The organism is Paenibacillus zanthoxyli JH29 (assembly GCF_000520715.1).
GTDB lineage: Bacteria > Bacillota > Bacilli > Paenibacillales > Paenibacillaceae > Paenibacillus_AQ > Paenibacillus_AQ zanthoxyli.
In genome coordinates this window covers 1-26,630 of the sequence record NZ_ASSD01000124.1, presented here as the reverse complement: position 1 = coordinate 26,630, position 26,630 = coordinate 1, and the positions used below count along the sequence as shown (strand labels likewise).

27 protein-coding genes and 2 pseudogenes are annotated in these 26,630 nt (G+C 47.3%); 7 read left to right on the top strand and 22 right to left on the bottom strand.

What is annotated here, in order from left to right; all coding sequences use genetic code 11:
• The first annotated feature begins 240 nt into the window (after positions 1-240).
• A complete protein-coding gene (locus L691_RS0105045) occupies positions 241-1,938 on the top strand; it encodes an ABC transporter ATP-binding protein (RefSeq protein WP_025689168.1) in 1,698 nt (565 codons plus the stop codon).
• An 81-nt stretch (positions 1,939-2,019) separates the two neighbouring features.
• Here L691_RS0105045 and L691_RS33905 read toward each other — a convergent pair whose 3' ends face one another.
• The 3 genes from L691_RS33905 to L691_RS0105030 form a co-directional block, all read right to left on the bottom strand.
• On the bottom strand, positions 2,020-2,154 hold the full coding sequence (locus L691_RS33905; protein WP_269634832.1) for a hypothetical protein: 135 nt from the start codon (positions 2,152-2,154) through the stop codon (positions 2,020-2,022).
• A 146-nt stretch (positions 2,155-2,300) separates the two neighbouring features.
• Positions 2,301-3,224 carry a phosphoenolpyruvate carboxykinase (ATP) gene (locus L691_RS0105035; protein WP_025689167.1) on the bottom strand — a complete coding sequence of 308 codons (924 nt, stop codon included), beginning with the start codon at positions 3,222-3,224 and terminating at the stop codon, positions 2,301-2,303.
• Between the two features lie 37 nt (positions 3,225-3,261).
• Entirely contained in the window at positions 3,262-5,220 is a 1,959-nt protein-coding gene (locus L691_RS0105030) for an asparagine synthase-related protein (protein ID WP_025689165.1), read from the bottom strand.
• A gap of 270 nt (positions 5,221-5,490) precedes the next feature.
• Here L691_RS0105030 and L691_RS0105025 point away from each other — a divergent pair, with 270 nt between their 5' ends.
• Positions 5,491-7,074, top strand: coding sequence for an acyl-CoA synthetase (locus L691_RS0105025; protein WP_025689164.1), 1,584 nt, complete (start codon positions 5,491-5,493; stop codon positions 7,072-7,074).
• Between the two features lie 202 nt (positions 7,075-7,276).
• On the opposite strand, the gene L691_RS27865 is transcribed toward L691_RS0105025, so the two are convergent.
• Genes L691_RS27865 through L691_RS0105010 form a run of 3 tightly spaced genes read right to left on the bottom strand, consistent with a single transcriptional unit; the run spans position 7,277 to position 9,483 of the window.
• Positions 7,277-7,573 (bottom strand): pepsin/retropepsin-like aspartic protease family protein, encoded by a 297-nt coding sequence (locus L691_RS27865; protein WP_232229099.1) that lies wholly within the window; start codon positions 7,571-7,573, stop codon positions 7,277-7,279.
• On the bottom strand, positions 7,570-8,001 hold the full coding sequence (locus tag L691_RS33355; protein WP_232229098.1) for a hypothetical protein: 432 nt from the start codon (positions 7,999-8,001) through the stop codon (positions 7,570-7,572). Before L691_RS33355 ends, L691_RS27865 begins: the two co-directional genes overlap by 4 nt.
• A gap of 54 nt (positions 8,002-8,055) precedes the next feature.
• Positions 8,056-9,483 carry an NAD-dependent malic enzyme gene (locus L691_RS0105010; RefSeq protein ID WP_025689162.1) on the bottom strand — a complete coding sequence of 476 codons (1,428 nt, stop codon included), beginning with the start codon at positions 9,481-9,483 and terminating at the stop codon, positions 8,056-8,058.
• A 229-nt stretch (positions 9,484-9,712) separates the two neighbouring features.
• On the opposite strand from L691_RS0105010, the gene alsS reads away from it, so the two are divergent.
• Both alsS and budA read left to right on the top strand, forming a co-directional pair.
• Positions 9,713-11,410, top strand: a complete 1,698-nt coding sequence (gene alsS / locus L691_RS0105005; RefSeq protein ID WP_025689161.1) for an acetolactate synthase AlsS — start codon at positions 9,713-9,715, stop codon at positions 11,408-11,410.
• A gap of 42 nt (positions 11,411-11,452) precedes the next feature.
• A complete protein-coding gene (gene budA, locus L691_RS0105000; protein ID WP_025689160.1) occupies positions 11,453-12,169 on the top strand; it encodes an acetolactate decarboxylase in 717 nt (238 codons plus the stop codon).
• A 97-nt stretch (positions 12,170-12,266) separates the two neighbouring features.
• Here the strand turns inward: budA and L691_RS30520 are convergent, their stop codons facing one another.
• From L691_RS30520 to L691_RS0104955, 11 genes and pseudogenes are all read right to left on the bottom strand, one after another.
• On the bottom strand, positions 12,267-12,662 hold the full coding sequence (locus tag L691_RS30520; RefSeq protein WP_051459304.1) for a hypothetical protein: 396 nt from the start codon (positions 12,660-12,662) through the stop codon (positions 12,267-12,269).
• The gene (locus L691_RS27860) at positions 12,593-13,297 is read right to left on the bottom strand and encodes a S1C family serine protease (protein ID WP_051459303.1); all 705 of its coding nucleotides are present in this window, start codon (positions 13,295-13,297) and stop codon (positions 12,593-12,595) included. The genes L691_RS30520 and L691_RS27860 overlap by 70 nt, the downstream gene beginning before the upstream one ends.
• A gap of 52 nt (positions 13,298-13,349) precedes the next feature.
• Positions 13,350-13,706, bottom strand: a complete 357-nt coding sequence (locus tag L691_RS0104990; protein WP_036735375.1) for a DUF1304 domain-containing protein — start codon at positions 13,704-13,706, stop codon at positions 13,350-13,352.
• Positions 13,707-14,236: 530 nt separating this feature from the next.
• The gene (locus tag L691_RS31820; RefSeq protein WP_156934165.1) at positions 14,237-14,407 is read right to left on the bottom strand and encodes a hypothetical protein; all 171 of its coding nucleotides are present in this window, start codon (positions 14,405-14,407) and stop codon (positions 14,237-14,239) included.
• A gap of 47 nt (positions 14,408-14,454) precedes the next feature.
• Positions 14,455-15,028, bottom strand: a pseudogene (locus L691_RS27855) (SDR family NAD(P)-dependent oxidoreductase); the annotation flags it as partial.
• A 110-nt stretch (positions 15,029-15,138) separates the two neighbouring features.
• Positions 15,139-15,660: a TetR/AcrR family transcriptional regulator gene (locus L691_RS0104980; RefSeq protein ID WP_025689158.1), complete on the bottom strand. Its 522-nt coding sequence runs from the start codon at positions 15,658-15,660 to the stop codon at positions 15,139-15,141.
• A gap of 95 nt (positions 15,661-15,755) precedes the next feature.
• A complete protein-coding gene (locus tag L691_RS0104975; RefSeq protein ID WP_025689157.1) occupies positions 15,756-16,979 on the bottom strand; it encodes a GGDEF domain-containing protein in 1,224 nt (407 codons plus the stop codon).
• Between the two features lie 136 nt (positions 16,980-17,115).
• A pseudogene (locus tag L691_RS27850) lies at positions 17,116-17,998 on the bottom strand (aminoglycoside 6-adenylyltransferase).
• A gap of 18 nt (positions 17,999-18,016) precedes the next feature.
• On the bottom strand, positions 18,017-18,403 hold the full coding sequence (locus L691_RS0104965; protein WP_025689156.1) for an iron chaperone: 387 nt from the start codon (positions 18,401-18,403) through the stop codon (positions 18,017-18,019).
• An 88-nt stretch (positions 18,404-18,491) separates the two neighbouring features.
• On the bottom strand, positions 18,492-19,205 hold the full coding sequence (locus L691_RS0104960; protein ID WP_025689155.1) for an NAD(P)H-dependent oxidoreductase: 714 nt from the start codon (positions 19,203-19,205) through the stop codon (positions 18,492-18,494).
• Between the two features lie 14 nt (positions 19,206-19,219).
• Positions 19,220-20,137: a DMT family transporter gene (locus L691_RS0104955; RefSeq protein ID WP_025689153.1), complete on the bottom strand. Its 918-nt coding sequence runs from the start codon at positions 20,135-20,137 to the stop codon at positions 19,220-19,222.
• Between the two features lie 122 nt (positions 20,138-20,259).
• On the opposite strand from L691_RS0104955, the gene L691_RS0104950 reads away from it, so the two are divergent.
• A complete protein-coding gene (locus tag L691_RS0104950; RefSeq protein WP_025689152.1) occupies positions 20,260-21,132 on the top strand; it encodes a LysR family transcriptional regulator in 873 nt (290 codons plus the stop codon).
• A 32-nt stretch (positions 21,133-21,164) separates the two neighbouring features.
• Here the strand turns inward: L691_RS0104950 and L691_RS0104945 are convergent, their stop codons facing one another.
• From L691_RS0104945 to L691_RS0104930, 4 genes are all read right to left on the bottom strand, one after another.
• Positions 21,165-21,953: a class I SAM-dependent methyltransferase gene (locus L691_RS0104945; RefSeq protein WP_025689151.1), complete on the bottom strand. Its 789-nt coding sequence runs from the start codon at positions 21,951-21,953 to the stop codon at positions 21,165-21,167.
• 147 nt (positions 21,954-22,100) lie between these two features.
• The gene (locus L691_RS0104940) at positions 22,101-22,511 is read right to left on the bottom strand and encodes a GNAT family N-acetyltransferase (RefSeq protein WP_025689150.1); all 411 of its coding nucleotides are present in this window, start codon (positions 22,509-22,511) and stop codon (positions 22,101-22,103) included.
• Positions 22,512-22,543: 32 nt separating this feature from the next.
• Positions 22,544-22,960 (bottom strand): hypothetical protein, encoded by a 417-nt coding sequence (locus L691_RS0104935; protein ID WP_025689149.1) that lies wholly within the window; start codon positions 22,958-22,960, stop codon positions 22,544-22,546.
• A gap of 69 nt (positions 22,961-23,029) precedes the next feature.
• Entirely contained in the window at positions 23,030-23,365 is a 336-nt protein-coding gene (locus L691_RS0104930; protein WP_025689148.1) for an antibiotic biosynthesis monooxygenase family protein, read from the bottom strand.
• A 193-nt stretch (positions 23,366-23,558) separates the two neighbouring features.
• Here L691_RS0104930 and L691_RS0104925 point away from each other — a divergent pair, with 193 nt between their 5' ends.
• On the top strand, positions 23,559-24,563 hold the full coding sequence (locus tag L691_RS0104925) for a phosphotransferase enzyme family protein (protein WP_025689147.1): 1,005 nt from the start codon (positions 23,559-23,561) through the stop codon (positions 24,561-24,563).
• Between the two features lie 57 nt (positions 24,564-24,620).
• Complete coding sequence (locus L691_RS33900) at positions 24,621-24,746, top strand: putative holin-like toxin (protein ID WP_332249030.1); 126 nt, start codon at positions 24,621-24,623, stop codon at positions 24,744-24,746.
• 88 nt (positions 24,747-24,834) lie between these two features.
• Here L691_RS33900 and ltrA read toward each other — a convergent pair.
• The coding region (gene ltrA / locus L691_RS0104920; protein WP_025689146.1) for a group II intron reverse transcriptase/maturase at positions 24,835-26,630 on the bottom strand (1,796 nt) is incomplete at its 5' end.

Genomic DNA, 26,630 nt, shown 5'->3' with positions numbered 1-26,630 from the left:
GTGGGATGACTCCAGTTTAATTAAGGGGCCTAGGAGGAAGTACTAGTTTTTTGTAAATACAATCATTGAACTCTAAATATCATGCTTGATTTTTGATCTATCTTTGATAGACTCACGTTAAGACTACAGACACCCCCAACCGGCAGATGTTGTTTCTTCTAGCGAACGCTCCCGCATCACAGACTTTCCTGCTCACTCTAATACTTGTTCATTAATCCGGCAGATTGGAGATCATTCCATATGAAAAAACTAAGACATCTCTTGAACACCGATATTTACCGCTGGCTGAAACAGTGCATGACGGGAAAATGGGGCGCGCTGTCCGTTATCATTATTTTAAATGTAATCATTTCACTAAGCGGCACCGTTCTTGCCATTGTCTCGAAGCAGGTGATTGATCATGCCGTAGAGAGCAGCATGCGCGTCAGCGGCATATACGCAATCGCTTTCGCCCTGATTCTGATCCTCCAGTTAGCTCTTTCATCCTTGCTGACCTTGAGAACCGTGAAGCTGAGAGAGGCAATGAACAATGATTTGCAGCGGAACTTTATGGATCGGCTGTATAGAGCGGAGTGGAGCGCTGCCGGAAAATACCACAGCGGCGATCTGTTGACGCATCTGACCAACGATGTTGCCAATATTACCGACGGCTTGGTTAACACCCTACCTAGCATCATTTCCCTGATTGCCCAGTTTGCGGCGGCCTTCATCACTTTGCTTTATTTTGACAAGACGCTGGCTCTCTTCGCTTTTCTGCTTGGACCGGTGTCCGTGCTCATCAGCTGGTATATAGGCAGCAGGCTGAAGAAGATGCAGCATCAGATTCAAGCCGCGGAAAGCCGCTATCGTTCCCTGCTGCATGAATGCGTCCAAAATCTGCTGATCGTGAAAACGTTCGAGCATGAACAAGACAGCCTGCAAAAGGTACAAGCCTCTCAAGCGAACCGGCTGTTCTGGATACTTAAACGCACCCGGTTTAATATTGCCGCAGATTTGACTATGGGAGTCGGATACAGGCTCGGTTTTTTTCTCGCTTTCATTTGGGGGGCATACCGCATCTCTATCGGAGCTGCCAGCTTTGGGATGTTTACCGCTTTTTTGCAGCTTGTGGGACAAATTCAGGGACCGCTTGAAGGTCTGGCCCGTACGTTCCCCGTCCTGATCGCCATGATTACATCAGCGGAGCGGCTGATCGTCTTTCAACAATTGGAGTCGGAGAACAAGCGGGGGAATCTTCCTGCCACTCGGGACGGCATATCCGGCCTGCAAATGGAGCATGTAGTATACGGCTATGAAGCGAATAAGCCGATTCTTACCGGGGTTTCTCTCCGCGTTCAGCCCGGCGAGCTGATCGCTCTCATCGGCACCTCGGGCGAAGGCAAAACCACCCTGCTTCGGCTTCTGCTCGCGTTAATCAAGCCCCAGACCGGGGATGTCTGCATTATCGGCAAAGATCATGAACGGATCAGCCTTTCCGCTGATACAAGATCTTATTTTTCCTATGTTCCGCAAGGCAATACTTTATTCTCCGGCACGATTGCGGACAATCTGCGGATCGGTCATCCCTCAGCCACCGAGGAGGAAATCAACGCCGCTATTGAAGCCGCTTGCGCCCGGGGCTTTATCGAGAAGCTGCCCCAAGGCATTGATACGGTTATCGGCGAACACGGCTCCGGCTTATCCGAAGGCCAGGCCCAACGAATCGCGATTGCCCGCGCGCTGCTGAGGCCGGCGGCGATCCTGCTTCTCGATGAAGCGACATCCGCACTGGACATGGATACGGAGTGGACCGTGCTGCAAAATATCCGGAATTTCCAGCCCCCGCGAACATGCATCGCCATCACCCATCGTTTATCCGTATTTGATGTGTGCGATCACATCTACCGCTTGTCCAAAGGCCAACTGTTCGAACAAAAGAAGGAGCTTGTTACTCACTAAGAGTAGGCAAGCTCCTTCTTTACAAATCAAAAAGAGACCTCAAACCGTAGAACCGTCCGAAGTCTCTTTTTTCTTTCGGTCTTAGGAGAAGGAATACCAGGTGTGCACACCGTCAGAGTAACTGGCATCAGGTTTGGTCTTAAGCATATTCCCATACTCTGTGCTGCTCACTTTAAGCTCTTTTACTTCCGGCTTTTCCCAAACTTTCTTGCTCATGCACTTCACCTCCTGATATTGTAAAAACATTGCCACTTGTCCTTAAAATACATGTTAGCCATGAAGGAAATTAGCAATATTTTTATCTAGAATACACTACTTTTTTCCTAAAATCAAGAATTTCGATCGTTATTGCGAACGTTTTTTTATGGTAGTGAAAGCTGCCTCAATCTATGAATTATGCCCTTGATTTGTTCATCAACCGTAAATCCCGCCTCAGGGCGTTCGATATGAAAAACAGGCAGGCTTGATGCAAGCCTGGAACAGCGCATAAAGTGTTCGCTCTGTTTTCCCATAAATTCGATGATCTCCGGACGATAGATATTCCGTAAGATGACCATCAACTTCTCCGGACCCTTTATTTCAGAGACAGCTACTTCCGAACCTGAATGCGTGGTCAGTTCAAAGAGCGCATCCAGCCTTTTCGGAGCCTTAATAAACTCCCCGTCCATCTGCACATGATACTTGTCCCGGACACCCGGGATTCGGTTCAGGGAATCTACGCTGCCAAAGATCTTCTCAGCCGTATCCCGCCACAGCTTCTGCCTTGGAAACGAGGGAACAATCCACGATTCTCCCCTCTCATCTTCTTTAAGCGCCGCAATATCATCCGCCAAAAAAGAACAGCCTCGCCTGTTCAGCGCCGCCGCCAGCGTCGATTTGCCCGCGCCGGATTGACCGGTGATGATAATATGCTTACCCTCCAGCGCCAGAGCGCTGCCATGAACCGGAAGCAGGCCGCGCTGCATCAAGAGCACGCCCATGCAGGTGCCAAGGATGAAGAGCACATGAGCCTCCGGCTCGCAGCTTTCACTTTTCTCTGCAATGATATGCTTGCCGTCCAAGACCAGAAACGTGCCGATATCTTTAACGCGAAAGGCAAAGCCGTCGTTCTCTACGACCGTATACGCATGGGAATCTTGTGAACCGGGCACCTCTACAGGCACTTTTCCCTCTCGGATATATACTTCAGGCGGCCCTTCCGCCGGGAGCAGGCCATCAAGCAGAAAGCCCGACGCTATATTAAACCCAAAAGCTTTGTAACGAAACTCGAAGTCATGATCGCTCATTTTACCCCACCTCAGGCCATGGATATAGTATCGAATGTTAAGAATTCCGCCCTTTGAAATCTTCGATGAATCTGGAGAAAATGACGGCCGTCAAAATGGATCTGACCAGACTGTCCTCCGCCTTGCGCACATCCCCGCTCGCCTTGGCAAGATTCTCTTTGAGCTTATCGGCTTCTACGTAGGGCTCTAAGCTCCCTTGTTCCAAGGCTTGCTCGGCTTCAGCCAGAACCTCGGGCCAGATCGGGGCGAGCCTGTATATCCAATCCGCACTCTGAAGCCCTTTGGCAATAATGTTCAGCCGAATCGGGTCCGGGAGCACACCCTTCATCGCCCGGCGCAGCAAATACCGTTCTTGGCCGCTTCGCACAAATTGTCCGGAAGGAATCGCCATGCAGAACTCAAACACGCGTTTATCCCGGGAAGGGTCGCGAATGGTAATGCCATCGGCTAATGACAGCTTAGTTTCCACCGCCCCTATGTGCGTGAACGGCAGCGGACTGGTCCTTGCCTTCCTGTCTTCTTCATAATCCGGAAAACGGCTGATCGGTGTATTCGCTTCAATCTGATCCAGCCTGTCAGTTACCTTCCATTTGCTGACGAGCGACCTTTTGACGACCACATTAGTAAAACGATTAAACTCCCGCAGCCGCGTCCGGTTCTTCCATAATTTCAAGCGGTACGGCAGCACTACCGGAATCGCACTTCTCAGCACCTTCGTTACCGGCTCATTCACCAATCTGCTGAATCCATAGAGCTCCCGGGCAGCCGAGACGATTCTCCCTCTTCTTGCCAGCGTTACCAGATGAACCGCGAAATTACCGTACGAGATCGTATTGTTGCCTGTCTGTCCGTTCAGCATAATGGTGCAGTTTCTTGAAGCGGCCATTTTTAAAAATGAATGATACCAGGTCATATTTTGAAAAATCTTATACGGCTGTTCAAAGATCCGAATCAGCTCGTCGATATCGGTCATGCAATTTTTGTCCGCAAAACTGCTGTAAGTGATATCAATATTAGGATACGCCTCGGCGATGAGCCCCACTTCACGGGATTCGTTATAAATGGTCATTCTGGGCGGCCGCTCGTTGAACTCCGGAACCGGAATGGATGTGAAGCCGTACAACCTCTTGCCCTGTTCAGCCAGTTTGGGCGCCGCAACGCAGGCAATCGACCCGGAATCCATCCCGCCGCTTAGGAATATCCCCGTCTCGCCCGCACTTCTGAGCCGGCAGGCCACTGCTTCGGAGAAGCAGCGGTTGAAGGCTTCCACATATTCTTCATCTGTCTTGAAACGGATCGGCTTGATATCCCTTAACGGCTCCCAATACTTTTTCTTGGAAAAACCTTCCTTGTTTACTATTCCATAATGCGCAGGCGGCAGCTGGTAAATATTCCGGTATACCGTTTCCTCACATTCCATTTCATGCTGAATTCCGTCTATCGCCAAAAAGTCCGCAATCCATTTTTCATTCAGCTCGGCCTGCTCACCGAACAGCTCCAATAACGGAGTTTCGATTGTACAAAAAGCAAAAAAACCACGCTCACAGGTGTAATACAGCGTCCTTGATCCCATGGCATCACGAGCGAGAAAAAGCTCCTGCTTTCCAGCATCCCAAATGGCAAAAGCATAGTCACCAATCAAATGCTCAGGACATGAATATCCCCACTTCTCGTAGGCCCGGAGAATGAGCTCACTATCGGTTATAACGGGGGATTCCCCCGGTTTCAGCTTGAATTGCTCCAGTAATTCAGCACGGTTGTCAATGATCGCGTCCGCTGTAATGACCAGGGTTTGACCCTCATTGCAGCGCGGTAATTGTTCCATTTTGGACTCAGGGGTGTTATAAATAATTCCGCAGCCCAAATGTACGGAGCGATCGCTCCACTCTTCTGTACGCTGGAAAGAACAGACTTTCAATTTCCTAAAAATGGACGATCCGGCCGGGGCAGCATCCGCATCGCTTCCAAACCTATAAATCCCGCTAATTGCACCCATCCTGTCCCCCCCGAAATCTCGTCTCCTTGCAGCTGAAGATTGCAGCATGTATTTAATTTATCATCTTTGTTGTACTTTATAAAGAACAAACTGTCATCCCCCGCAAAAAGAGAATACCCATTTGTCCAGCCTTACGAAACGAGCTTTAACCGCCTTCATCCATTCGAATGTTAATATATTCGTAACACGAATAGTACCTGGTACTAATAGTTCATGCTATAATAGCATCGAATTACTATTACCTTTCATATATGGGAGATGGATTAGTTGATGAAAGAGCAATGGATAGCCCCGGAATGCTACAATATGACGTCTGAGATGGAACGCCATCCGTCCGGCAAGCTTGCGCTTAAATGGTTGAGCGATAAAGGGGAATACGAGGAAATTACGTACGGCGAACTGATGAAGCTGGCCAACCGGCTGGCCGGAGGCCTGGCGGGGCTAGGACTGCGTCAGGGCGACCGGGTCCTCGTTATGGTTCCGCGCCGAATCATCGCCTATGTTATATATCTGGCCTGCTTGAAGCTTGGGCTTGTTATCATTCCTTCTTCGGAAATGCTGCGTGCCAAGGATCTGGACTACCGGCTCCGCCACTCCGAAGCCAGAGCGGTCATATCCTGGTCGGAGGTTACGGGAGAAATGAATAAAGTCGCGGGCGATCTGCCCGCTCTCGATTTCCTCCTCTCGGTTTCCGCCGCAGGCGGCGAAGCCGAATCCGGCTGGCTGGGACTGGAGGGGCTGATGGAAGGCCAGCCGGATACATTTGCCGCAGCTCCCACCACCCGGGACGATATGGCGATTCTCGCTTACACCTCCGGCACCACCGGCAACCCGAAGGCGGTCGTTCACAGCCATGGATGGGGCTATGCACATCTGCGCATCACTTCGCTGTGGCTCGACATTCATGAATCGGACACGGTATGGGCAACGGCCGCTCCCGGCTGGCAGAAATGGATTTGGAGCCCTTTTCTGTCGGTGCTCGGCAATGGAGCCACCGGTTTTGTCTACAACGGCGCTTTTCAGCCAAACCGCTATTTGCAGCTGATCCAGGAGCGGGAGATCCACGTCATGTGCTGTACGCCAACGGAATACCGGCTTATGGCCAAAATTGACGGACTCAGGCGGTATGACCTTTCCCGCCTGCGCTGCGCCGTATCCGCCGGAGAGCCTCTAAATCAGGAGGTCATTAACGAATTTGGGCGCCATTTCGACATCACCATCCGCGACGGCTACGGGCAGACGGAAAGTACGCTGCTGATCGGTACACTGAAGGACATGCCGATCCGTATCGGCTCCATGGGCCGGGCAACCGCTCAGGGGATGATCGATGTCGTGGACGAGAACGGCGTTCCCCTTCCTCCGGGCGAGGTCGGCGATATTGCCGTTCATGTAAGCATGCCGGCTTTGTTCCAGACGTACTACAAAGAACCGGAACGCAAAGCGGGCAGCATTCGCGGCGAATACTTTATTACCGGCGACCGGGCGGCCAAAGACGAGGACGGCTATTTCTGGTTTGAGGGACGCGGCGACGACATCATTATCAGCTCCGGGTATACGATCGGGCCCTTCGAGGTGGAGGAAGCGCTGATGAAGCATCCGCTGGTCAAAGAATGCGCGGTCGTAGCCAGTCCCGATGCAATCAGAGGCCATGTGGTCAAAGCTTTTGTCGTGCTCAAAGACGGAATCACCGGCTCGCCGGAGCTTGCGAAAGAGCTTCAGGCCCATACCAAGGCAATCACAGCGCCTTATAAATACCCGCGCAAAATCGAGTTTATCTCCGACCTCCCGAAGACAAGCTCGGGCAAGATCCGCCGCGTCGAACTGCGGGCGCGGGAGTTAGCGGCGAAAGCATAAGTCCGGCCGATTTCACTCCTTAAACAAACAGCCCCGTCAGGCCTTGAGCCTGGCGGGGTTATCCATTTTATTCTTTTACTCACAGTCTTTCTAGCCTCAGAATACAGCATTCTATACCAATTACAGATGTGAGTTGACTGTCATTTCATTCGTATCGATTATTAGACCAATTGCCTTCATTAAATCAAATCCAATAATACCATCAATCTCCATACCATAGTCCATGCTTCCAATCTCGACCTGAAAATGTGAAACCGAGTGACCATCGAAATGGATGGCTTCCAAGAGCTTGGTGTATACGTACTCCACCCACTCCTCGAATGGTATCCACAACATCATTTTCTTCAGGAACAATCCCAATCTCCCGAACCAAATCAGCATTGAAAAGCGTACTTGCCGATCCCGTATCGAGCAGCATCTTATTCAGTTCAAGTTCTTTACCCCTAAAAGCAATCACTATTCTTACAAAGGGCAATCCGTATTCCTCAGTTATATTCATCTTGGCCCTCGAACTCCAACATAACGTTCCCTCGCTATCAGTTCCGGTCGGGACGTGTGGAAGAAGCAATATTCGCGGTCAGGTTCTTGCCGGTGCAGTTCGCTGTAGCGGCGAAGTGCCTCCGTAGAATCGGCAAACGTATCGATTACAACCACTTCTTCAATATATCGATGACCTCCATCGGAGTGAGCCTTCGTTGCTTCCAAAACAACCCATTCAGCTGGAAAGCGTTCCTGTACTTCTTGCCAGCGCATTTCGCCACCTCCAATTTCTATTGCTATTATTGTATCACAATCAAAGGCATCAATCCCTCGGATGAACGGATTCATAACGATCGCGTATTTCCCGGTTTTTTGCGTATATATACAAATCCAAGGCTTCGATTCCTCTGCAAACCCTCCCCCATAAAATACACCTGGCTGATGCATGGGATCTCCATCTCCTTTGCACAAGCAAATTTTCATTAAGTGTACCCTTTATGGTCAATTCTGTAAATGAATAGGATCTCGGAAATCCGGCGGTATTCTGCGCGCTGAGCCGGTTCGGATGGCCGCCCCAATAACCGCGCTGCGTACGTGCTCCACCACTTTTTCATTAAAAATACTCGGAATAATATACAGCTCGTTGAGTTCATCCGGCTGAACCACCGCCGCGATCGCGCGGGCGGCCGCCAGCTTCATCTCCAGATTAACGGCTCTCGCCCGGCAGTCAAGAGCACCCCGGAACAAGCCCGGAAAGCATAGCACATTATTGATCTGGTTCGGATAATCGCTTCTGCCCGTCGCCAGAACACGCACATGCGGCTCTGCCAGCTCCGGCTGTATTTCCGGAATGGGATTCGCCATCGCGAAGACGATGCTGTCTTGAGCCATGCTTTGGACATGTCCGACGTTCAGGATGCCGCCTCCGGCCACCCCAATGAACACATCCGCCCCCTTCACCGCTTCTCCCAGCAGACCCTGGATACCCTCGGGATTGGTAGAGAAGGCAAGTTTCCGCCATTCCTCGTTGGTATAGGGCACACCTTTGCAGAGGATGCCTTCCCGGTCGACCGCACATACATGCGTGGCTCCCGCAGCCAGCAGCAGATTGCAAATAGAGACTCCCGCCGCGCCGATGCCGGCGACGACGATTTTGGCCGTCTCCAGCGTCTTACCAACCACTGTAAGCGCATTCATAAGTCCCGCCAGGGCGACGACCGCCGTACCGTGCTGATCGTCATGGAATACGGGAATATCCAGATCCTCCGCAAGCCTCCGTTCGATGTCAAAGCAGCGCGGAGAGGAGATATCCTCCAGATTGATGCCGCCAAAGCCGGGTGAGACCGCCTTGACGATTCTAATGATTTCATCCGGATCTTTCGTATCAAGACACAGCGGAAATGCGTCGATTCCGGCCAACTGCTTGAACAGCATCGCTTTGCCTTCCATTACCGGCATAGCTGCTTCCGGTCCGATGTCCCCCAGGCCCAGTACCGCTGTCCCATCGGTTACGACCGCAACCGTATTGCGCTTCATCGTCAATGTATACGCTTTCGAGTTATCCTCGGCGATAGCCATACTGACCCGTGCCACCCCGGGCGTGTATACCTGGGATAAATCCTCGCGGTTTTTGATCGGCAGCTTTGGGATAATCTCGATTTTGCCGCCCAGATGAGCCAGGAACGTCCGGTCGGATACATTGATCACTTTAATTCCCGGCATATCCGACAATACGCGGATAATCTCCTCGTTGCCGGCGTCAAGCACATTCACCGTAATATCCCGGGTCGTGATCTCCCCGCCCGCTCGGATAACGTCTATGGCGACAATATCCCCGCCCGCCGCGGCAATGCCCGAAGCGACATCCCCAAAGGAAGCAACCGACTTCTCGATATCCAGCCGGATAATCATCGTTGTTGCAATCGTCATAATGAGCCCCCTTGTCCTGTACTTATGCTTTCACTATACCACAGACCTTCTCGGTATTGGCTTCTTATTTGACTATCTTGTGAAATGAAATAGGATTTGAACTTTTTCACTTGATTTTACTTTTTATGGGAATATAATAGAGGTTGGCGTTATGCTTTCTGCATATTCATGGAAATAAAGAAAATGAATTGGACTTTCAGAGATTTTTAAAGACAAGGAGATGGATAGGATGAGCGCGGGAGCAGATTCAAAAATCTCTACAACGATCGCCACAACGACAACTGGTGCTAATCTAGTTGTTGACAGTTTGATATCGCAAGGGGTTCCCTACATTTTCGGAATTCCCGGAGCCAAAATCGATTCTGTATTTGATGTTTTACGGGAACGGGGCCCGGAGCTTATTGTTTGCCGGCATGAGCAGAACGCCGCATTTATGGCGGCGGCTGTCGGCCGCTTAACCGGAAAGCCGGGGGTATGCCTGGTAACTTCCGGTCCGGGCGCCTCCAATCTGGTTACGGGACTTGTGACGGCCAATTCTGAAAGCGACCCGGTCGTGGCGCTCGCAGGGGCCGTCTCCCGGGCAGACCGGTTGAAACATACGCATCAATCCATGGATAATGCCGGTTTATTTAAACCGGTCACGAAATATAGTGTGGAAGTTGAACATCCGAATAATGTCGCCGAAGCGATTACGAATGCGTTCCGTGAGGCTACCACCGGCCAACCGGGAGCGGCATTTGTCAGCCTCCCGATGGATGTGCTGCTCGACAAAGCGGTAACCTTCAACTTTGGTCCTCTGAACACTCCTCAGCTTGGCCCGGCCCCCTCTGACCTTGTCGAAGCGGTCGCCGCCAATATACGAAAGGCCAAACTCCCGGTTATTCTGCTCGGTATGAAAGCAAGTTCGCCGGAAGTGACCTCGGCGATCCGGAATCTCATCCGCGGCACCGACATTCCGGTTGTTGAGACTTTTCAGGCGGCCGGCGTAATCTCACGTGATCTGGAAGAACATTTTATGGGCAGAGTCGGTTTGTTCAGCAACCAGCCAGGCGATCTTCTGCTGAAAGAAGCCGATGTCGTCCTGACGATTGGCTATGATCCGATCGAGTACGATGCTCATCTTTGGAATCGTGAAGGCGACCGGCAAGTGTATCATCTGGATAACCGGCAGGCGGACTTCGACCATGATTACCAGCCGCGAATCGAGTTAATCGGCGACATTGTCTTAACCGTCGAAGCGTTAGCTTCGCATTTACAAGGCCTTCTATTCCCCCCCGAATCGCTCTCCGTACTGAAAGAGTTGCAGCAGAAGCTGGATCAGGACGGAAATGAAGTCTACTCTTCCCATTCAGAGCTTGTTCACCCGCTGGATTTTATTTTCACCTTGCGAAGGCTGATTGACGATCAGGTGACGGTCACCTGTGACGTGGGTTCACACTATATCTGGATGGCTCGTTATTTCCGTTGCTATGAACCCCGCCGGTTGCTCTTCAGCAATGGCATGCAAACCCTCGGTGTAGCTATGCCTTGGGCCATTGCCGCCGCGCTGGTGCGTCCGGGCGAGAAAGCCATTTCCATATCCGGGGACGGCGGGTTCCTGTTCTCCTCGATGGAACTGGAAACGGCGGTCCGCCTGAAGCTTCCGCTCGTTCATATTGTATGGAGCGACGGCACCTATAATATGGTTGCATTCCAGCAAATGAACAAGTACGGCAGAACCTCAGGCGTAGACTTTGGCAGCATTGATATTGTGCAGTATGCCGAGAGCTTCGGCGCAGTAGGCTTACGGGTCAATCGGCCGGAGGAACTGGAAGAAGTGCTGCGCTGCGCTCTCGATCAGATAGGCCCCGTGGTCGTCGAGATCCCGATTGACTACAGAGACAGCGCCAAGCTAGGGGAAAAACTGCTGCCTGATAAGGCAAACTGATATTATTATGTATATCATCCACTAAAAAGGAGATGAGGATAAATGGATAGTCACGTCATCTATCAAGCCTCGACCATGGTTGCGCTGCTCAGCGGTCTGTATGATGGGACGGTCACTTTTGGAGAATTGAAAAAGCACGGCGATTTCGGCATCGGAACCTTTCATCAGCTGGATGGCGAGATGATCGCCTTTGACGGGGAATTCTTTCATTTATACCCCGACGGAACTGCCCAAAAAGTCAGTCTCGACGAAAGTACGCCGTTCTCCTCCGTCACCTTTTTTGAACAGCAGCAGACTGCCCCGCTAAATAGGGCGGTAACCCGTCAAGAGCTGGAGAAGATACTGGACGATCTGGTTCCCAGCCCGAATCTGTTCCATGCGATCCGAATCGACGGTCATTTCCGGGAGGTTCACACCCGCACCGTCCCGCATCAGGATAAGCCGTATCCGCCATTTGTGGAGGTTACCAAGTCCCAGCCGTCATTTGATTTTGCCGATGTGGACGGCGTCATCGCCGGTTTCTGGACTCCCGCTTTCGCACAAGGGATCGCCGTTGCCGGATATCATTTGCATTTTATCAATGACGTCCGCAACGGAGGTGGACATGTAATGGATTTCGTGCTCGAACAGGGTACCATTTCCATTTGCACCTGTACTGATTTTCAACTCGCGCTCCCGCAGGATAACGCTTATCTCAAGCAGGACTTATCCGTAGCCGACCTGGAGCGCGACATTATGATTGCTGAGGGCTCTTACTAAGAGCCGTTGCAATATGTAACTTTCAATCCCGACCATGCTAACACTTGCCATAGCCCGCCTGTTCTTATCTGAAACAGCGGGGCTATGGCCCCTTTTTTTAATCCACCTTCTTGCCCCTGCCATGCAAAATCTTCAGATTGCCGTTCTCATACCCCACCGAGTAGCTCATCCGGTAAGTCTGGTATACGGTCCCTGTCTCGCGGCGTTCTTCGGCCGTAATATCGACGCTGACCATAGTGCCGCCGTCCTGCTCTTCGGCAGTTAGGGTCCCTATGGAAATATAGCCGGTCTTCAAATAACCGCTGCGGAAATCCGCATAGTCCGTCTTGCTCTGCCAATCGCTGCCGAGCAGGGAATAAGCCGTGACATAATCGCCATCGTTCAGACTTTGATAAAAAGCAGCTACAATACTCCGGCTGTTCGTCAGCGCGTCTCCCTCGCCGTAACGTCCGCGCTTACGTCCGGAAGCTTCGTCATCGGATGCTCCGACCATGCTTCCGCCTGCTTCAGCACACTCGAAATCGGAATGCTGAATCCGATCCCCGCTTCATCGGTGGCGGAGGCGGAGTTAATCCCCAGTACATTGCCCGTCTCCGCACTCACCAACGGCCCGCCGCTGTTGCCGGGCGCAATCGGCGCGGAAATCTGGTACATATTGCTGTAGGTGTAAGGCTCGATATCAAAGCTGCGGCCCAGCCCGCTGATAATGCCTGTCGTTACCGTATTCTCCAGTCCAAGCGGACTGCCCAGCGCCAATATTTCATCGCCAATCTCCGCTTTATTGCTGCGGGCAATCTGCAGCGGTTCGGTTTGCTTAAGCTCCGTCACGCGGACAACCGCCACATCCGTGTCCGTGCCGATCCCGATGACCTTTCCCTTGTATTCCTGGTGACTCTTCGTCCGCACCGTTACATCCCGGGAACCGGCAACCACATGCGCGTTCGTCAGCAAATCGCCTTTGCCGTTGTACAGAAATCCCGAACCGAGCCCTTCCCCGCTTTCAATTGTCACGACCCGCTTCTGGCTGTCTTCAATAATCTCTTTGCGTGTCTTCTTCGCTTTAACGGCTGCCGGCTGTGCGGCGGTTGGCGTCTGTCCCGCAACCGCCAGCAGCGGGCCGTTATTCAACTCGCTCTGTTCAGGTTCTGCTGCCGTAACCCGGGGCGAACTTTCTTATGCATTAACTCATCAAAACAAATAATAGAGCTGCCAGCGCAGGAAGTCCCTGAACCAAAAGAATCGATCTTTTAGCGGTTATTCCTCCAAAAATTGCTGCAATAAGAACACAAACCAGAAAAAAAAGTTGAAGTTGGCGAGCCACCGCTGCATCAGGATACAACAAGCTCCAAATCAATCCAGCGGCTAGAAATCCATTATATAGCCCTTGGTTAGCAGCTAAAGATTTTGAAGCTTCGGCAATATCTTTTGTTGTTCCAAAAGCTTTTAATCCTTTAGGTGTAGTCCACAAAAACATTTCCAAATATAAGATATACAAATGTTCCAAAGCGACAATACCAACTAAAATCGCGCTAATCATTATACGTTAAGCCCCCCTATCTTTGGTAATACAGTCAATAGAATCTGTCGGAACTCCAAGTAATCTACTATTTCAAAGTATATACGAATAAGGGTTATTTTCAAAAGCTTCTCGAGTTTCCAGCCTTCTATATGGTTTCACTTGAACAAGTCTCTCAAGCTAAGTGGAGAGTTCCCATCGAAACGATTTTACCGTGGAAGAAATGACCTCCGTCCCTATTTCGTCCCCAGTACTTTAACTTAGCAGTAGGCAGGACGAGCTCGGTTTTGGCGGCCACTTTAATACGCTCCAAGCAGACGAATAGTCAGGCTTAAAGACATCCATTGAAACCTGTCGTGATGGAAAAACCTGCGGCGCTGCATCTTTTTTCTCGTAAAAGCTTGGGGTCTTCCACATTGGTGCAAAAGTGCAGACACTTCGGCTACAATCGTCCATCGTGGCGGTTCAGGCTTCTAATTCCCGCACTTTCGCAGGGATTCCATCTTTCTCACGGCCATTCGTCGGAAAAACCTGCGCTTTTTCAGGAAAATTCAGGATGCGCTGCGTTTGAGTGAGCTGTTGACCCTGTCTACGGTGCTGCTGTAGGTCCGGCAGCCGTACAGGCATTGCCTACGCCGGTTACCGTATAGACTCCGCCGCACATAACTTTGACTGGCTCCAACCGGGACATCTCCGCAATCCACGAGGCTTAAACGCTTCATAACCTGCCTCCCGCACAGTGGTTAATGATCAATCAATTACCACCGACCATTAAAAGAGCCATTTTACCGGCTGCGATTGCTTCGAGCGTAGAGCCTAGATAAGAAGCCTCGTTCGCTGTAGGGCCGAAATAATCCGGCAAGCGGACGATCATAACCTTGGCCCGGCTCCATCGGTCACCAAACAGCATCTTCTCGTAGGCGAGTCTAATCTTACCTTTCCTAGTATGCGGCTGCTTCAGATGCTCCTCGGTCGCCCGGGCCATCTGTCTTCTTCCATAGGGATAGATGCCGTCGATCACGACCACCTTCAAGCTCAGCCGCTCTGCGGCCTCCATCACGGATTCGCCTAGAGGAATCAGCTTGTTGACCATCTCATGATACGGCACGTTCGCGCAATGGAACAGGACGTCCATACCTTCTGAAGCGGTCACGATGTCATTCGGACGAAAAGCGTCACCTATTGCAATTGTTAAATTCTGCGGATTACCGAGTCGCCCTAAGCTGCTCCAGCTTCTCGCGAGATCGCCCGAAGGCCACTGTCCGTATCCCTCGCTTGACCAGTTCCTCCGTAACCGAAGCGCCAGTTCCGCCAGTTGCTCCAACGACAATTGCTTTTTCCAATAGAATCACCTCATCCTAATGTTGTGATTGATCAATCACTAACTTAGTGACAATGTACCATGTGGTGATTGATTAGTCAATCACCACTTTTTAAAAATCTCGCCCTTTTCTCATATTCCCATTAACTCGGGCATAGCCAGCGCTGCCGAAATGTTACATAACATTCCCCGGGCCAGGAATAGCATCGTCCGTTCCTCCGCATTGGGAATGCCGGCTGAGCGGAAAGCGTCCAGAACCATATGGCGGACTTCCCCAAATCCACCCCGCATCGCTTCCCGGATCGATTCTTCCTGGATCGTCTGCGCCTGCATCTGAAGCAGCACTTCATTCCGATAGGATTCCAAAATAACCACGTAAGCCTGGATTAGCTCGGTCTCCAGTTGTTCCGGCGACGCGGACTCCACGACCTTGCGGAAAGAATCGATCACTCGCGTCCAGGATACCTCCAGCGCCGTCAGCAGCAAAGCTTCTTTAGTCGAGAAAAAACGAAAGATATAGGGCTGCGATATTTTAGCTCGTTCCGCGACTTGTGCCGTCGTTGCCCGAAAGTACCCAGTCTCTGCGAATACCTCGATTGCCGCTGAAATGATGTCTGATTTGCGATTAACCGATTTCGTCTCGAATTTTGTCATCGAATTGCCGCCCCCTCAATCAGGTTAGTGATTCATCAATTAGTCAACTCATTATATACGAATATGAACGTCGAAGCAATTCGGCTGCATTCACGTTATTTACTAACACAATTTCTCCCTTTCTTCTTTGCACGATATAACGCTGTATCGGCGGATTTCATAACAGCATCTGGAGTTTTGTGCTTTTCACTTTTTTGGGAGACGCCGATACTTACGGTTATGTATATTTGTTTGGAAGGTTTGGCGCTTCTAGATCTGCTTTTTGAATTTTTTTTAGATCTGCCCTTCCCACGCAGTGTAAAGCCCCTTTTGGATACTTTCTCTCTCAGTTCTTCAAGATGAGGAAGCACATCATTTATGCTTTTGCCTGGAAAAAGAATAGTGAACTCCTCTCCGCCATAACGAAAGGATTTTCCCCCACCCGTAACATCCTTTATGATCGAAGCAACCAGCTTTAAAACCTCGTCTCCGGTATCATGTCCGTAAGTGTCATTGAACTTTTTAAAAAAATCAATGTCCAACATAGCAATCACATAGTTCATACCCAATTTCATCATATCCTGCTTGAGGGCCCGCCTTGATGGCAGACCTGTAAGTTCATCAGAAAATGCCATGGAATACGAATCCTGTATGATTGTTGTTATAAGAATTATTCCTGAAGCCGCGAAAAATATGGCATAAAATATTGGATTAGTATTATGATACAGTGCAAAAAACAACGCAAATAGCACACCTATAAAGGAAATATCCTGCGAGGATTTGTATGAAATTTGCCGAATGATGAGTATGATTAGAGTTGCCGCAAAGGCTATGATTGACACTTGCGATATTGGAGTTATTGAATCCAGCTTCACAGGTAATATGTCTTTATGAATAAGATTGAGAGACTCTCTTTGTCCTGAGTTAATTAGCCAGAATATGAATAAGAATTGGGAAAGAATAAGCCCTATACGAATAAATCCCCATAAACTGAATATCCCTCGTTCTTTTAAAAAAGAAAAAAGCGCAATGTTTATGGGAATCACCAAACCAATGATCGAATAGATATCGGAAGTTTGCGCTGGTCTACCAATAGTACCCGGCAAATATTTAATTAACGCTAGACATAGAATAAGAATGATTAAGATGAAAAATTCCCGGCTGCGGTTAAATTTCCAAGAGACAACAGTCCCTAAAAGAAATATTGCATAAGGAGACAGTTGTATGATATCTAGCTGCGGCCTGGACATGGTGTTAGTCTTGGTGTAAAAAGTATAGGCTAGCGCAATTAAAATAAATGGCAGTATGATCGAAAAAGCTGCTTTAATCCTAGTCTTCAAAGTTCAATAATTCCCTTCATGATGTGTTCTTTTGTTACATACTATTATCGGTTACAATGAGTCACTAACTTATACTTATGTAACTACCGGAACACTTTTCAACTTGAAATCACGAAGGGATCATCCACAGCAAAATTCAAAATATTCCATTGGCATCAACAGGCAATTCGCTAACACGCCTTAGATAATTAGTCATGTTAACGTCATCCTTGATCTCATATGTATACTGAAAATTACTCGGCGACTTCTTTGGCCAGAATCCGGAATAACTCGCAGGCTGTGAAAACCGAATTCCACATATGATGATCGTTGCTGTCCGAATAGATTTCTTTGTACATATCCCAATAGGATTCGGGGAGATACTTCTTGATATATTTCCCCATTTTTCCTATAGACACTTGAAAATCATATTTTGTGCCCACCCACCATGCAATCATCTCATCCAAACGGCTTCTAATGACGCATTCAAACATTTGTTTCGCATACGGCAGTTCATCACGCCAAATTCCTTTGGCGACGTTTTGCAGACACCACCAAAAATCATTGCAGCAGCTCATGAATAGTGGCTCCGTGGGCTTTTGTACATGGTAGTCAATATCTGTGGGAGGAGGGATGATTGGCAGGCAGTTGTCCTTATCTAATAAGGGAAGTGTCAGTTTATCGCTAACATACCCTTGAAGCATCGATTCTTTGGTTTCAATATGCAGATCGATACGATTTCCATCTGTAAACAGCATTAGATATCCGTAAGACCGGGAAAAATCCATCTCTATGCCTAAAGACTGGTCATTCTTATCCGGCTCTTGCATCATAAGCATATCACCAAAAATAGTTGTCCATTGTTCATCGTTTAAAAAAGAGGCTGTCTCAGTCACTACATAAACAATATCATAATCCTGAAAAATATCCTTGGGGGCATTCGGATTGGTGCGCGAGCCGTTCAGATACACCGCACGAATTCGTTCATCCTTTTGAGCTATGCCTAGTATCAAATCGAACATTTCTTTCTCGCTTCTCATTTTCATCCCCCCAAGTAATTAGCTCTTCTTTTTCAATTTCGCTTCCGCTTTTTCAATGTTGCTTGCAACTCTGTATTTAACGATTCTGCTGATGAGGTCATAGGGCAGCGGCTGATCGAGGGGAAATTGTAATGTCCCTTTTGACTTGTGATATTCCTTTACTTCCTCTTTGAACGCTTCGATTCCGCTCGGGGCCGGGTAGAAACCGATGTGCTTCTTAAAAGCCGCAAAATGCACAAGATTTCCATGGAGCTCGAATGTAGGCATCTGGTAGCTGATCTTTTCCTTCGCGTCCGGCGCCGACTCCTGGATCACTTGCCTTAACGTCTGAAGAATCTCCTGAACCTCGGGAGTGCACGCTGCAATATACTCGTCGATCGACGAGTAAGTGATTTTTTCTTTCATGGGAGCTACTCTCCTTTCACGGGTTAGCTTGCAATCTCATTATATCTGTTATTTTTAATGGAAAGGCTTTTATTTTTTGATGTATCTATTACCTATACTCCAATTTCAATTGGTGATGCTCGTCATAATGAACAGTAGGATGATACGGGATAGAAGGTATCGCGGAGAGATTTTGAAGACGTTTTTTGTAATCTTCCAAGTACCGGATTCGGGCATCCTCATCACGTGCGGGAGTCCAGGCGATAAAAGGTTCAACAGGCTCAAGGCCCGCAAAATAGAGCATCCCATGATTAATCGGATAAAGGATCTTCTCATGAATATCCCCATCCATTCCGTATGGAGGAAAGGCCTCCCTGGGAGATCCGGTTGTCATGGAGACCATCGCTTTTCTCCCTTGGAATCCGCCCTTATCATATCTTCCGATTCTCTGACCATACACAAAGCCCGAGGCAAACACCCGATCGAACCAGCCTTTCAGAATCGCAGGGACAGAGTACCACCATAAAGGGAACTGAAAGATCACAAAGTCAGCCCACAGCAGCTTTTCCTGCTCTTCTTTAATATCTTTTGAAAAGGTATTTGTTTTTGAAGCATGTCCTTGCTCAAGCTGATACTTAAAAAAGTCCGGGTTATCCAGCATGAGAAAATCATCGCGATCGGCAGCAGCCTTGAAATTCATCGCATAGAGGTCGGACACTTTAACCTGATGACCTTCATCTGTCAGGACGGCAACGGCAAGATCCTTTAACGCTCCGTTGAATGACTTTGGTTCCGGATGGGCGTAGACAATGAGTACGTTCATTCTGTTCATCTCCTTCAGCCTGCTATGGAGTTAGTTTGAGACTCCGCACTGGATTTATGGAATCCCAGTTTTCTTAGTAACTTTTTGATATCGATCTGGGCGGCTAACACACTAAGCAGCACGAGACCAGCTCCCGCATAGCCTTGGAGGGTCAGCCTTTCACCCGCAAAAACAAACGCCAACAAAGCCGCAAAAACGGGCTCCAATGAAAACAGCAGACCTGTATGGGTTGGAGTCGTATATTTTTGGGCAGTTGTCTGTACGACGAAACCAATGGCACTGCAAAAAATACTTAATCCCAGAACCGAAATCCAACCCTCCGTTGTACTTGGAAGCTGCGGCTGCTCCAGGAAAGCGGAGAATAGCAGTCCCCACGCTCCTGCGAATCCAAGCTGTAGAACTCCAAGAGCAATGGAATCCACATCCTTGGTCAGTTTCCCTGTAACAATGATATGGAGGGCATAAGCCAACGCGCCTAAGATGCACAAAAAGTCCCCGGAACTGATGATGAATTGATTTTTTAAAGTTAAGAAGTCTATGCCGGTCAAGGCTAAAACTACTCCGAGAATAACTCTATTATCGGGCATCTTCCTAAAAAAGACAGCAAGCAGCAGCGGCACAAAAACAACCGTTAAACTAACCAAAAATCCAGCGTTGGAAGCGGATGTGGTTTTCACGCCAAACGTAATCGAGGCGAATACGAGAAATAAAATGGTGCCCTGCCAAAATGCATATTTCACCGTTTTAAAATCCGCATGAATAAGCCGCCTGTGAAAGACCAGTCCGGATACGATAAAAGCCAGTCCAAACCGCAAGGCAATCAGGTTAAACTCCTGTACATTCGTGAGCCCCATTTTCATGAACAAATAGGACGAACCCCAAAACAGGGTCACGATCAACAACATAAGATTAGCTTTTAATTGAGTATTCATAATTACTTCCTTTCAGCATGGTATTGCTTACTTCGAAGTATACGTGTACATTTTATATAAAGAAAATGAATGTTATTCATTCCTCAGTTGAAAAAAAATAATACCAATAGGGTGATGAGAAAATGTCACTGGCCAAGTATGAGATTTTTCATACGGTTGTGGAATTGGGGAGCCTATCCCAAGCCGCAGCGGAACTGGGTCTAACCCAATCTGCTGTGAGTCATGCAATTGCCAGCCTGGAATCGGAATGGGGATTTTCCATACTGAGCAGGGGACGTGCCGGAGTTCATTTAACGAGCAGCGGCGAGCTGACCCTGCCCTACATCCGTGAAATTTTGAAGGGGAACGAGCGGTTAAAGCAGCAAATTGCAAATATCAACGGGCTGGAAACGGGAACGGTGCGTATCGGCACATTTTCGAGCGTATCCATACAGTGGCTGCCCCGAATCATGAGTTCCTTTGCCGAAAGCCACCCTTTCATAGAACTTAAACTGCTGGAAGGAAGCTATGAAGAAATCGAGCACTGGATTGCCAGCGGCGCCGTCGATTTTGGCTTTCTTTCGCTGCCCGCACCGAAGTCATTTGAAGTCATTCCATTGAAAAAAGACCGGATGGTGCTGATCGTTCCCGATAAACACCCTTTTGCCGCACAACATGAGGTCCGTTTTGAACAAATCAAAGAAGAGCCGTTCATCCTGCCCAAGAAAAGCTGCGATAACGATGTGAGGCGAATACTCAAAGAAAACCATGTGTCCCCCAATATTAAATTCGAGCTGGAAGATGACCAGGCGATTATCTCCATGGTTCAAAATGGAATGGGAATCAGCATCCTTCCTGAAATGGTGTTATATCAAGTCCCAAACAATATTCGCATTCTCAGCCTGGAAGGCGATCATTGCCGCTCCATCGGCATCGCCGCCCCATCCTTGAAATCAATGTCTCCTGCGGCGAGAAAAATTGTTAAATATGTTCAGTCGTTTTTGAGCGGGGCTTAATGGTGGGGTATATGGGACAGGAGTTAATATATTTAGACCGTCACATGTACTAAATAGCGTTCAAATGCTATAGGTAAGCCACTTGTTGTAGCGTTCATTTTGAATATTCGCTCAACTTCGGAAAGGCAGTTCTCTATAACCCATTCGTAAATAGAGGGCGTCTGACCAAAACAACGCATCTTAATAACATCAATTGGCTCATGCAAGTATTCAATCCCCCTCAATGATTCAATCTCAGCATGTACCAAGCTACCTTGTTTAAGTCTTTGTTTGAGATTGTCTAATACGAAAGTTCCGCTCGAAATCGGCTCAAACAAGTTTGGGAACCACTCAGAGAGTTCTGCCGTCATACCATCACCGGGATGTAATCCGAGAATCTGACCTCCTTTTTTAACCACTCGTCTAACATCCAGATAAGAAGAAGTCGGGCCTCTACGATTATATGCAGCATCAAATTCCTCCGACTTGAATGGCAGCCTGTTTTTTGAGTTTCCTGTAATAAAGGTTACATTTGATGGACTAGCTTCATTCCCTGTTTGAATGAAATCATTTGTAATGTCAAAACCAATAATTTGTTTAACTATTGGACTCCAATGGATGGTGAACTCTCCATGTCCACATCCGATGTCTAACACTTTTTTATTCCGAACCACCTGTGATACTTTTTCTGTAAATAGGGTTTCACCATTGGGTTGGGATATTGTGGAGCTCCACGGATAAGAATACTGTCCTTTCATTTTCCCAAGTTGCGCATACCATTCTATAGAATGAGGACGTAACCAATACGGGTGAGCTCTTGGGTCTAGCAAGCTTTTATTCATAAAACACCTCCAAATCAAATGTGTTCAGGAACAACGTTATGAATTTTTCCATCGGGTCAGTCAATACCATTACCTTAGAATAAAAAAGAGGGAACTTTGTCCCTCTCTCTGCTCAATTTAAAGGGCGACTAATCATACCCGCCACAACTATTCGTCCAATACCATGAACATCCCGGTCATTCCGGGGGAATGGTCTTTGAATCCGAATTTTTCGTAAAATTCATCTTTTCCGTGTGATGCGAATAGACCGACAAAACCGGCTCCAGCACAATTATCATTGATATAGTTCAGCAGTTTGTCGATAATTTTCTTGCCGATCCCCCTATTTTGATGCTCAGGCAGTACAGCTACATCTTGGATATAATAGTACATTGCTCCATCGCCCACAATCCGTCCCATACCGATTACGATTCCATCACTTATTGCAACTACGCCATAGATTGAATTGGCAATGGACTGTTCGGTCATTTCTATATTAACTTTTCCCCATCCAACCGCTTCCCATAAAGTTTTATGTTCCAGAACAGTTGGCGGGCGTTCGATAATTGTTAACTCCATGTTGTTCATCCCCCTTCGCATACTTGTGAACATTAATTGTATATTTGCAGGTTTTTTATGATTCTTACCTGTTTGATCTTCCATTTGAAAAAAGATTGGCGAGTCATTTCAATAGCAAGGGTTCCACCAATAATCTGTCTGATTTGGTTGATTTGATTATAGTCAATATATTCGAAGTTATAGAGTAGTTCAGGTCGATTCGGGTTCATATGTGTGAGTTCTCCGGAAAAATCCAGATCTTTTGTAGCATATTCACTTTTGAAAAATTGCTGTAGGGTTTCCTTATCTTGGGTCCTTATATTTAAATCAGAAAAATTACCTTCGATTGATTTGTGAATGATACGATTCACCATTGATTTTGGAAGTTGGTAGGAGAAATAATAACCTCCGGCTGAACTTAATATGAAAATTGATACAAGTGATAGTATGATTATTTTTTTTATATTCATAAGTTATACCCCTCTGAACATAGTTCAAGGCCTCTTAAATTAAGGGTTCATATAAACTACAACAGTAATTCAACCCTTACTTGTTGCTTCATATCCATAATCTCGTTCCACCTTGCAAACTCTCGTTTTATATTTGAGATACCATTCTGACATTCCTTTACGTTGTGCAAATAGATGTCTCTCGTTTTGTTTCCATTTTTGTATTGCTTCGAGTGAATCCCAATAAGAGACAGTGATACCTAAACCTTCTCGGACACTTTCTACTCCCAAAAATCCAGGTTGGATTGATGCAAGCTTCACAATTTCTTCTGTCATTTCAGCATAACCATTATCCCCTTCTGTTCGTTCAGAAGTGAAAATTACGGCATAGTAAGGTGGCTGTGGTGTTTGGGCAATTCCGCTCATATAATCCTCCGTTTTATAAAAATGTAATTTAACATAGACTATTCTTTAAAAGGGTTTACGACACATCAAATAGAAAGTAAGAATTAGTAAATCCGGACAAAGGAGCGATGGAGCATGAATTTTCATTGTTTCAGGTACATCCGAATCCGTAACTTCTCTCTATAAGAATTTATCTTAGAGAGGAGAAAAAGACTTGGAACAGGAATTTAAATCAAAATTTAATGAAGAGATTATACGGTATGGAGCAGCCCTATATGACACATCTATAGAGGAACTGATAAGCATAGGCGGTTCCATGAATTTTGTATACGAATACCAAAGAAATGGACACCCGTATATTCTACGGTTTACGCCTACTGAACACCGCAGTATGGATTTAGTTAAAGGCGAATTAGATTGGCTATTATACTTGCATTGTAACGGTCTCTCAGTATCTATACCAGTTGAATCCACAAAGAAAAATCTAGTTGAATATGTCCATGTAAATGATTCCTCTTTTATCATTACTTCTTTTCTCAAAGCAAAAGGAGAATTGGTTACTTACCCTGACTGCCTTCATGACCATGAGTTGTATTATAAATGTGGTGCATCCGTCGGGAAATTACATGCTCTCTCCAAGGCTTATACACCTTCAACTCAGACCATACAACGTAATGAGTGGCAATACAATTTTTACTTGATGAATATGCACAAGTTTCTTCCTTCTAATCAAGAAAGGGTGATTCTTGGATGCACAAATACAATATCATTAATAAAAAAAGAATTGCCGGTTGACGCTGAATCCTATGGATTAACACACGGGGATATTCATGTTGGAAATTTGAGGATAAATGAGAGCGGAATTACGTTGTTTGACTTCGATGAAGCCCAGTACAGCTGGTTTATCGATGACATTGTCACTCAGCTATACTATCTGGTTTATGTGTACGGCGGGGATGACGGAAGAGAGCTGCGCGAATCCCAGGCAACCCGTTTCATGGAGCATTTTATGAAGGGTTACACTCTCGAAAATGTAATCGATGATTATTGGATAAAAAAAGTCCCATTATTTCTGCTTCTTCGGGAAATCATTGTATATATCGGCATGTACAAAAATCATCCTGATCTATCGCAATTAAATCAATGGGGCAAAGATTATATTGCCGAAGCCAAAACAAGAATTGAACATGGGATTCCTATTGTTGATATTTGGAGTTAATGTAACAAAAAAGAGGGGCTCGCCGCCCCTCCATTTAAGTAATATGGAGCACTCGACATGCACCGTATGCGGGTAACCATTTCTTTATTAAGGCTTTTTCACGTCTATCAAGCTTTGTCCCTGATGATCATGTTTAGCATGTTCGTTTTGGCTCTGCTGACGTACCTCAATAGGAATAGGTAAGGCTTTGATGTTATCTCTGCCTTTTCCCCTCCTCCACACCGTGCGTGCGACTTTCACCGCACACGGCGCTCCATCTTCTTTGTAACCGTTAATCAATAAGTTCCAATTTACACATTTTACGGTACTGGTTAACCGTCGTTATCATTTTGTCGGTCAAGTCCAGACGATTTCGGAGTTCCAGAATCGTATTCTCCCTAGAAGCATGGATTAGTTTATGAACATCTCTATGGAGGATGCGAAGGTTTTTAAATAAGTCGCTTCCTCCTAGACTGCTCGGCAGGTAATGATGACAATGAGCATCTTCTGCATATAGGAACATGCCAGTAATTTCGCATTTTCCCATTTTCATGCTGTACCTGCTGAGACGGTTATCCATATACTCAACGCTGCGTTCAGGCAGTTTGGACATCATGAGTCTAACAACTTCCCGTTGTATATCCGGATGGAGATCACTGTTTATTCGCTTTCGCCCTTGTACTGTGAACGGAGTTATATCCTGGTTAAAATTCATAGTTATTTTCATCTTAACGTTAGCCAAAGGGAAGAGATGAACATTGGCGATCTTGAATGTTTTATAATTAGGACTATAAAATTTCAGATAAACCGGGGGCGAGTTGTTCGGATGCTCATATTTACCGACTTGTTTCAAACGGTTGTAGAGAAACATGCGTAGATCTCGGGCAAGACGTGAGAATTCAAGACTTACATGTGTCGCTCGGTTGAAGTAGTTATGTAGACCTAAGACATAGCTGTTGAATAGAAGAGCATTTTTAGCGGTAGGCGATTGACGAATCTTTTGAATCCGTTCCTTCGCTTCCTTCTTGATCTGCTGCTTCTTTTTGTTGTTAATACCTGTGTGTGATACTCGCCTTTGTCCCTTTTTGCCGGCTTTAATCGTGAAACCAAGAAATTCGGAACATCGCTTTCGAAGATTCAGAATCTGCGATTTTTCCGGCGAGATGTCCAGTTTTAGTCGTTCTTGGAGGTACGATTTGACGGCATGGTACCACTTTTGGGCGGTCTTCCAATCCCTGCATAAGATTTTGAAGTCGTCCGCATAGCGGACGATATAGCCTTCTTTCAAATGGGTCTTCTTAAGCGCCGCGTATTTACCGTCCTCTCTAGCATAGGTAAACGTGGTCTCAAAGTCGGCCCACTGTCCAGCTACCCACTGATCCAATTCGTTCAGGACGATGTTAGAGAGTAAAGGAGATAGGATGCCCCCTTGCGGGGTTCCTTTGATTGGCCTGCCTTCACCCTCTATTTCAGCCTTCAACATCTTGCTAATGATCCGAAGAACCTTTCTATCTTGGATGCCCATGTTCCAAAGCTGTTTCATCAGTTTAGTGTGATTAACATTATCAAAGAAGCCCTTGATATCGATGTCCACTATGTAGTGAAGTCGGTTAAAGTTAATAAGATGCTGTACCCGTGCCATGGCATGATGGGTGGCTCGCATGGGTCTGAAACCGTAACTGTGTTTGTAAAAGTGGGCTTCTGCAATGGGCTCCAACACTTGTTTGAAACATTGCTGGATGATCCGATCCAAGATACATGGTATGCCTAGGGGCCTTTGCTTGCCGTTCGGCTTCGGAATGAAGACACGTCTGACCTTTTTGGGTCTGTAATTCAACAGTTTTTGCTTGATGAGAGTTACAATTTCTTCATCGGTTTGGACTTTGATGCTGTCTATTGTCTTGCCGTCTGTTCCAGCTGTGCGGGAACCTTTGTTGGATTTGATCGTTCGATAGGCCAAAAGGATATTTTCCCGAGATATAATAATGTCGTAGAGTTTCGAGAACGTTTCCCTATTTTTGGCTCTTTCGTGCAAGTCCGTAAAGATTCCGGTCATGTTGTAGTAGTCCCAGTATCTTAGTGTCGACA

Coding starts and splice junctions, on each gene's coding strand:
- L691_RS0104965 (WP_025689156.1), bottom strand. CDS start 18,403: ATGAAAGAAAAAATCACTTACTCGTCGATCGACGAGTATATTGCAGCG.
- L691_RS0104930 (WP_025689148.1), bottom strand. CDS start 23,365: ATGAGCGGAATTGCCCAAACACCACAGCCACCTTACTATGCCGTAATT.
- L691_RS0105025 (WP_025689164.1), top strand. CDS start 5,491: ATGAAAGAGCAATGGATAGCCCCGGAATGCTACAATATGACGTCTGAG.
- L691_RS0104990 (WP_036735375.1), bottom strand. CDS start 13,706: ATGATTAGCGCGATTTTAGTTGGTATTGTCGCTTTGGAACATTTGTAT.
- L691_RS0104955 (WP_025689153.1), bottom strand. CDS start 20,137: ATGAATACTCAATTAAAAGCTAATCTTATGTTGTTGATCGTGACCCTG.
- L691_RS27865 (WP_232229099.1), bottom strand. CDS start 7,573: ATGAATATAACTGAGGAATACGGATTGCCCTTTGTAAGAATAGTGATT.
- L691_RS33905 (WP_269634832.1), bottom strand. CDS start 2,154: ATGAGCAAGAAAGTTTGGGAAAAGCCGGAAGTAAAAGAGCTTAAAGTG.
- L691_RS0104980 (WP_025689158.1), bottom strand. CDS start 15,660: ATGACAAAATTCGAGACGAAATCGGTTAATCGCAAATCAGACATCATT.
- L691_RS0104945 (WP_025689151.1), bottom strand. CDS start 21,953: ATGAATAAAAGCTTGCTAGACCCAAGAGCTCACCCGTATTGGTTACGT.
- budA (WP_025689160.1), top strand. CDS start 11,453: ATGGATAGTCACGTCATCTATCAAGCCTCGACCATGGTTGCGCTGCTC.
- L691_RS33355 (WP_232229098.1), bottom strand. CDS start 8,001: ATGCATCAGCCAGGTGTATTTTATGGGGGAGGGTTTGCAGAGGAATCG.
- L691_RS0104940 (WP_025689150.1), bottom strand. CDS start 22,511: ATGGAGTTAACAATTATCGAACGCCCGCCAACTGTTCTGGAACATAAA.
- L691_RS33900 (WP_332249030.1), top strand. CDS start 24,621: ATGCACCGTATGCGGGTAACCATTTCTTTATTAAGGCTTTTTCACGTC.
- L691_RS0104950 (WP_025689152.1), top strand. CDS start 20,260: ATGTCACTGGCCAAGTATGAGATTTTTCATACGGTTGTGGAATTGGGG.
- L691_RS0104935 (WP_025689149.1), bottom strand. CDS start 22,960: ATGAATATAAAAAAAATAATCATACTATCACTTGTATCAATTTTCATA.
- L691_RS0104960 (WP_025689155.1), bottom strand. CDS start 19,205: ATGAACGTACTCATTGTCTACGCCCATCCGGAACCAAAGTCATTCAAC.
- L691_RS0105030 (WP_025689165.1), bottom strand. CDS start 5,220: ATGGGTGCAATTAGCGGGATTTATAGGTTTGGAAGCGATGCGGATGCT.
- L691_RS30520 (WP_051459304.1), bottom strand. CDS start 12,662: ATGGTCGGAGCATCCGATGACGAAGCTTCCGGACGTAAGCGCGGACGT.
- L691_RS0105010 (WP_025689162.1), bottom strand. CDS start 9,483: ATGACGATTGCAACAACGATGATTATCCGGCTGGATATCGAGAAGTCG.
- L691_RS0105035 (WP_025689167.1), bottom strand. CDS start 3,224: ATGAGCGATCATGACTTCGAGTTTCGTTACAAAGCTTTTGGGTTTAAT.
- L691_RS31820 (WP_156934165.1), bottom strand. CDS start 14,407: ATGAAGCGTTTAAGCCTCGTGGATTGCGGAGATGTCCCGGTTGGAGCC.
- L691_RS0105045 (WP_025689168.1), top strand. CDS start 241: ATGAAAAAACTAAGACATCTCTTGAACACCGATATTTACCGCTGGCTG.
- alsS (WP_025689161.1), top strand. CDS start 9,713: ATGAGCGCGGGAGCAGATTCAAAAATCTCTACAACGATCGCCACAACG.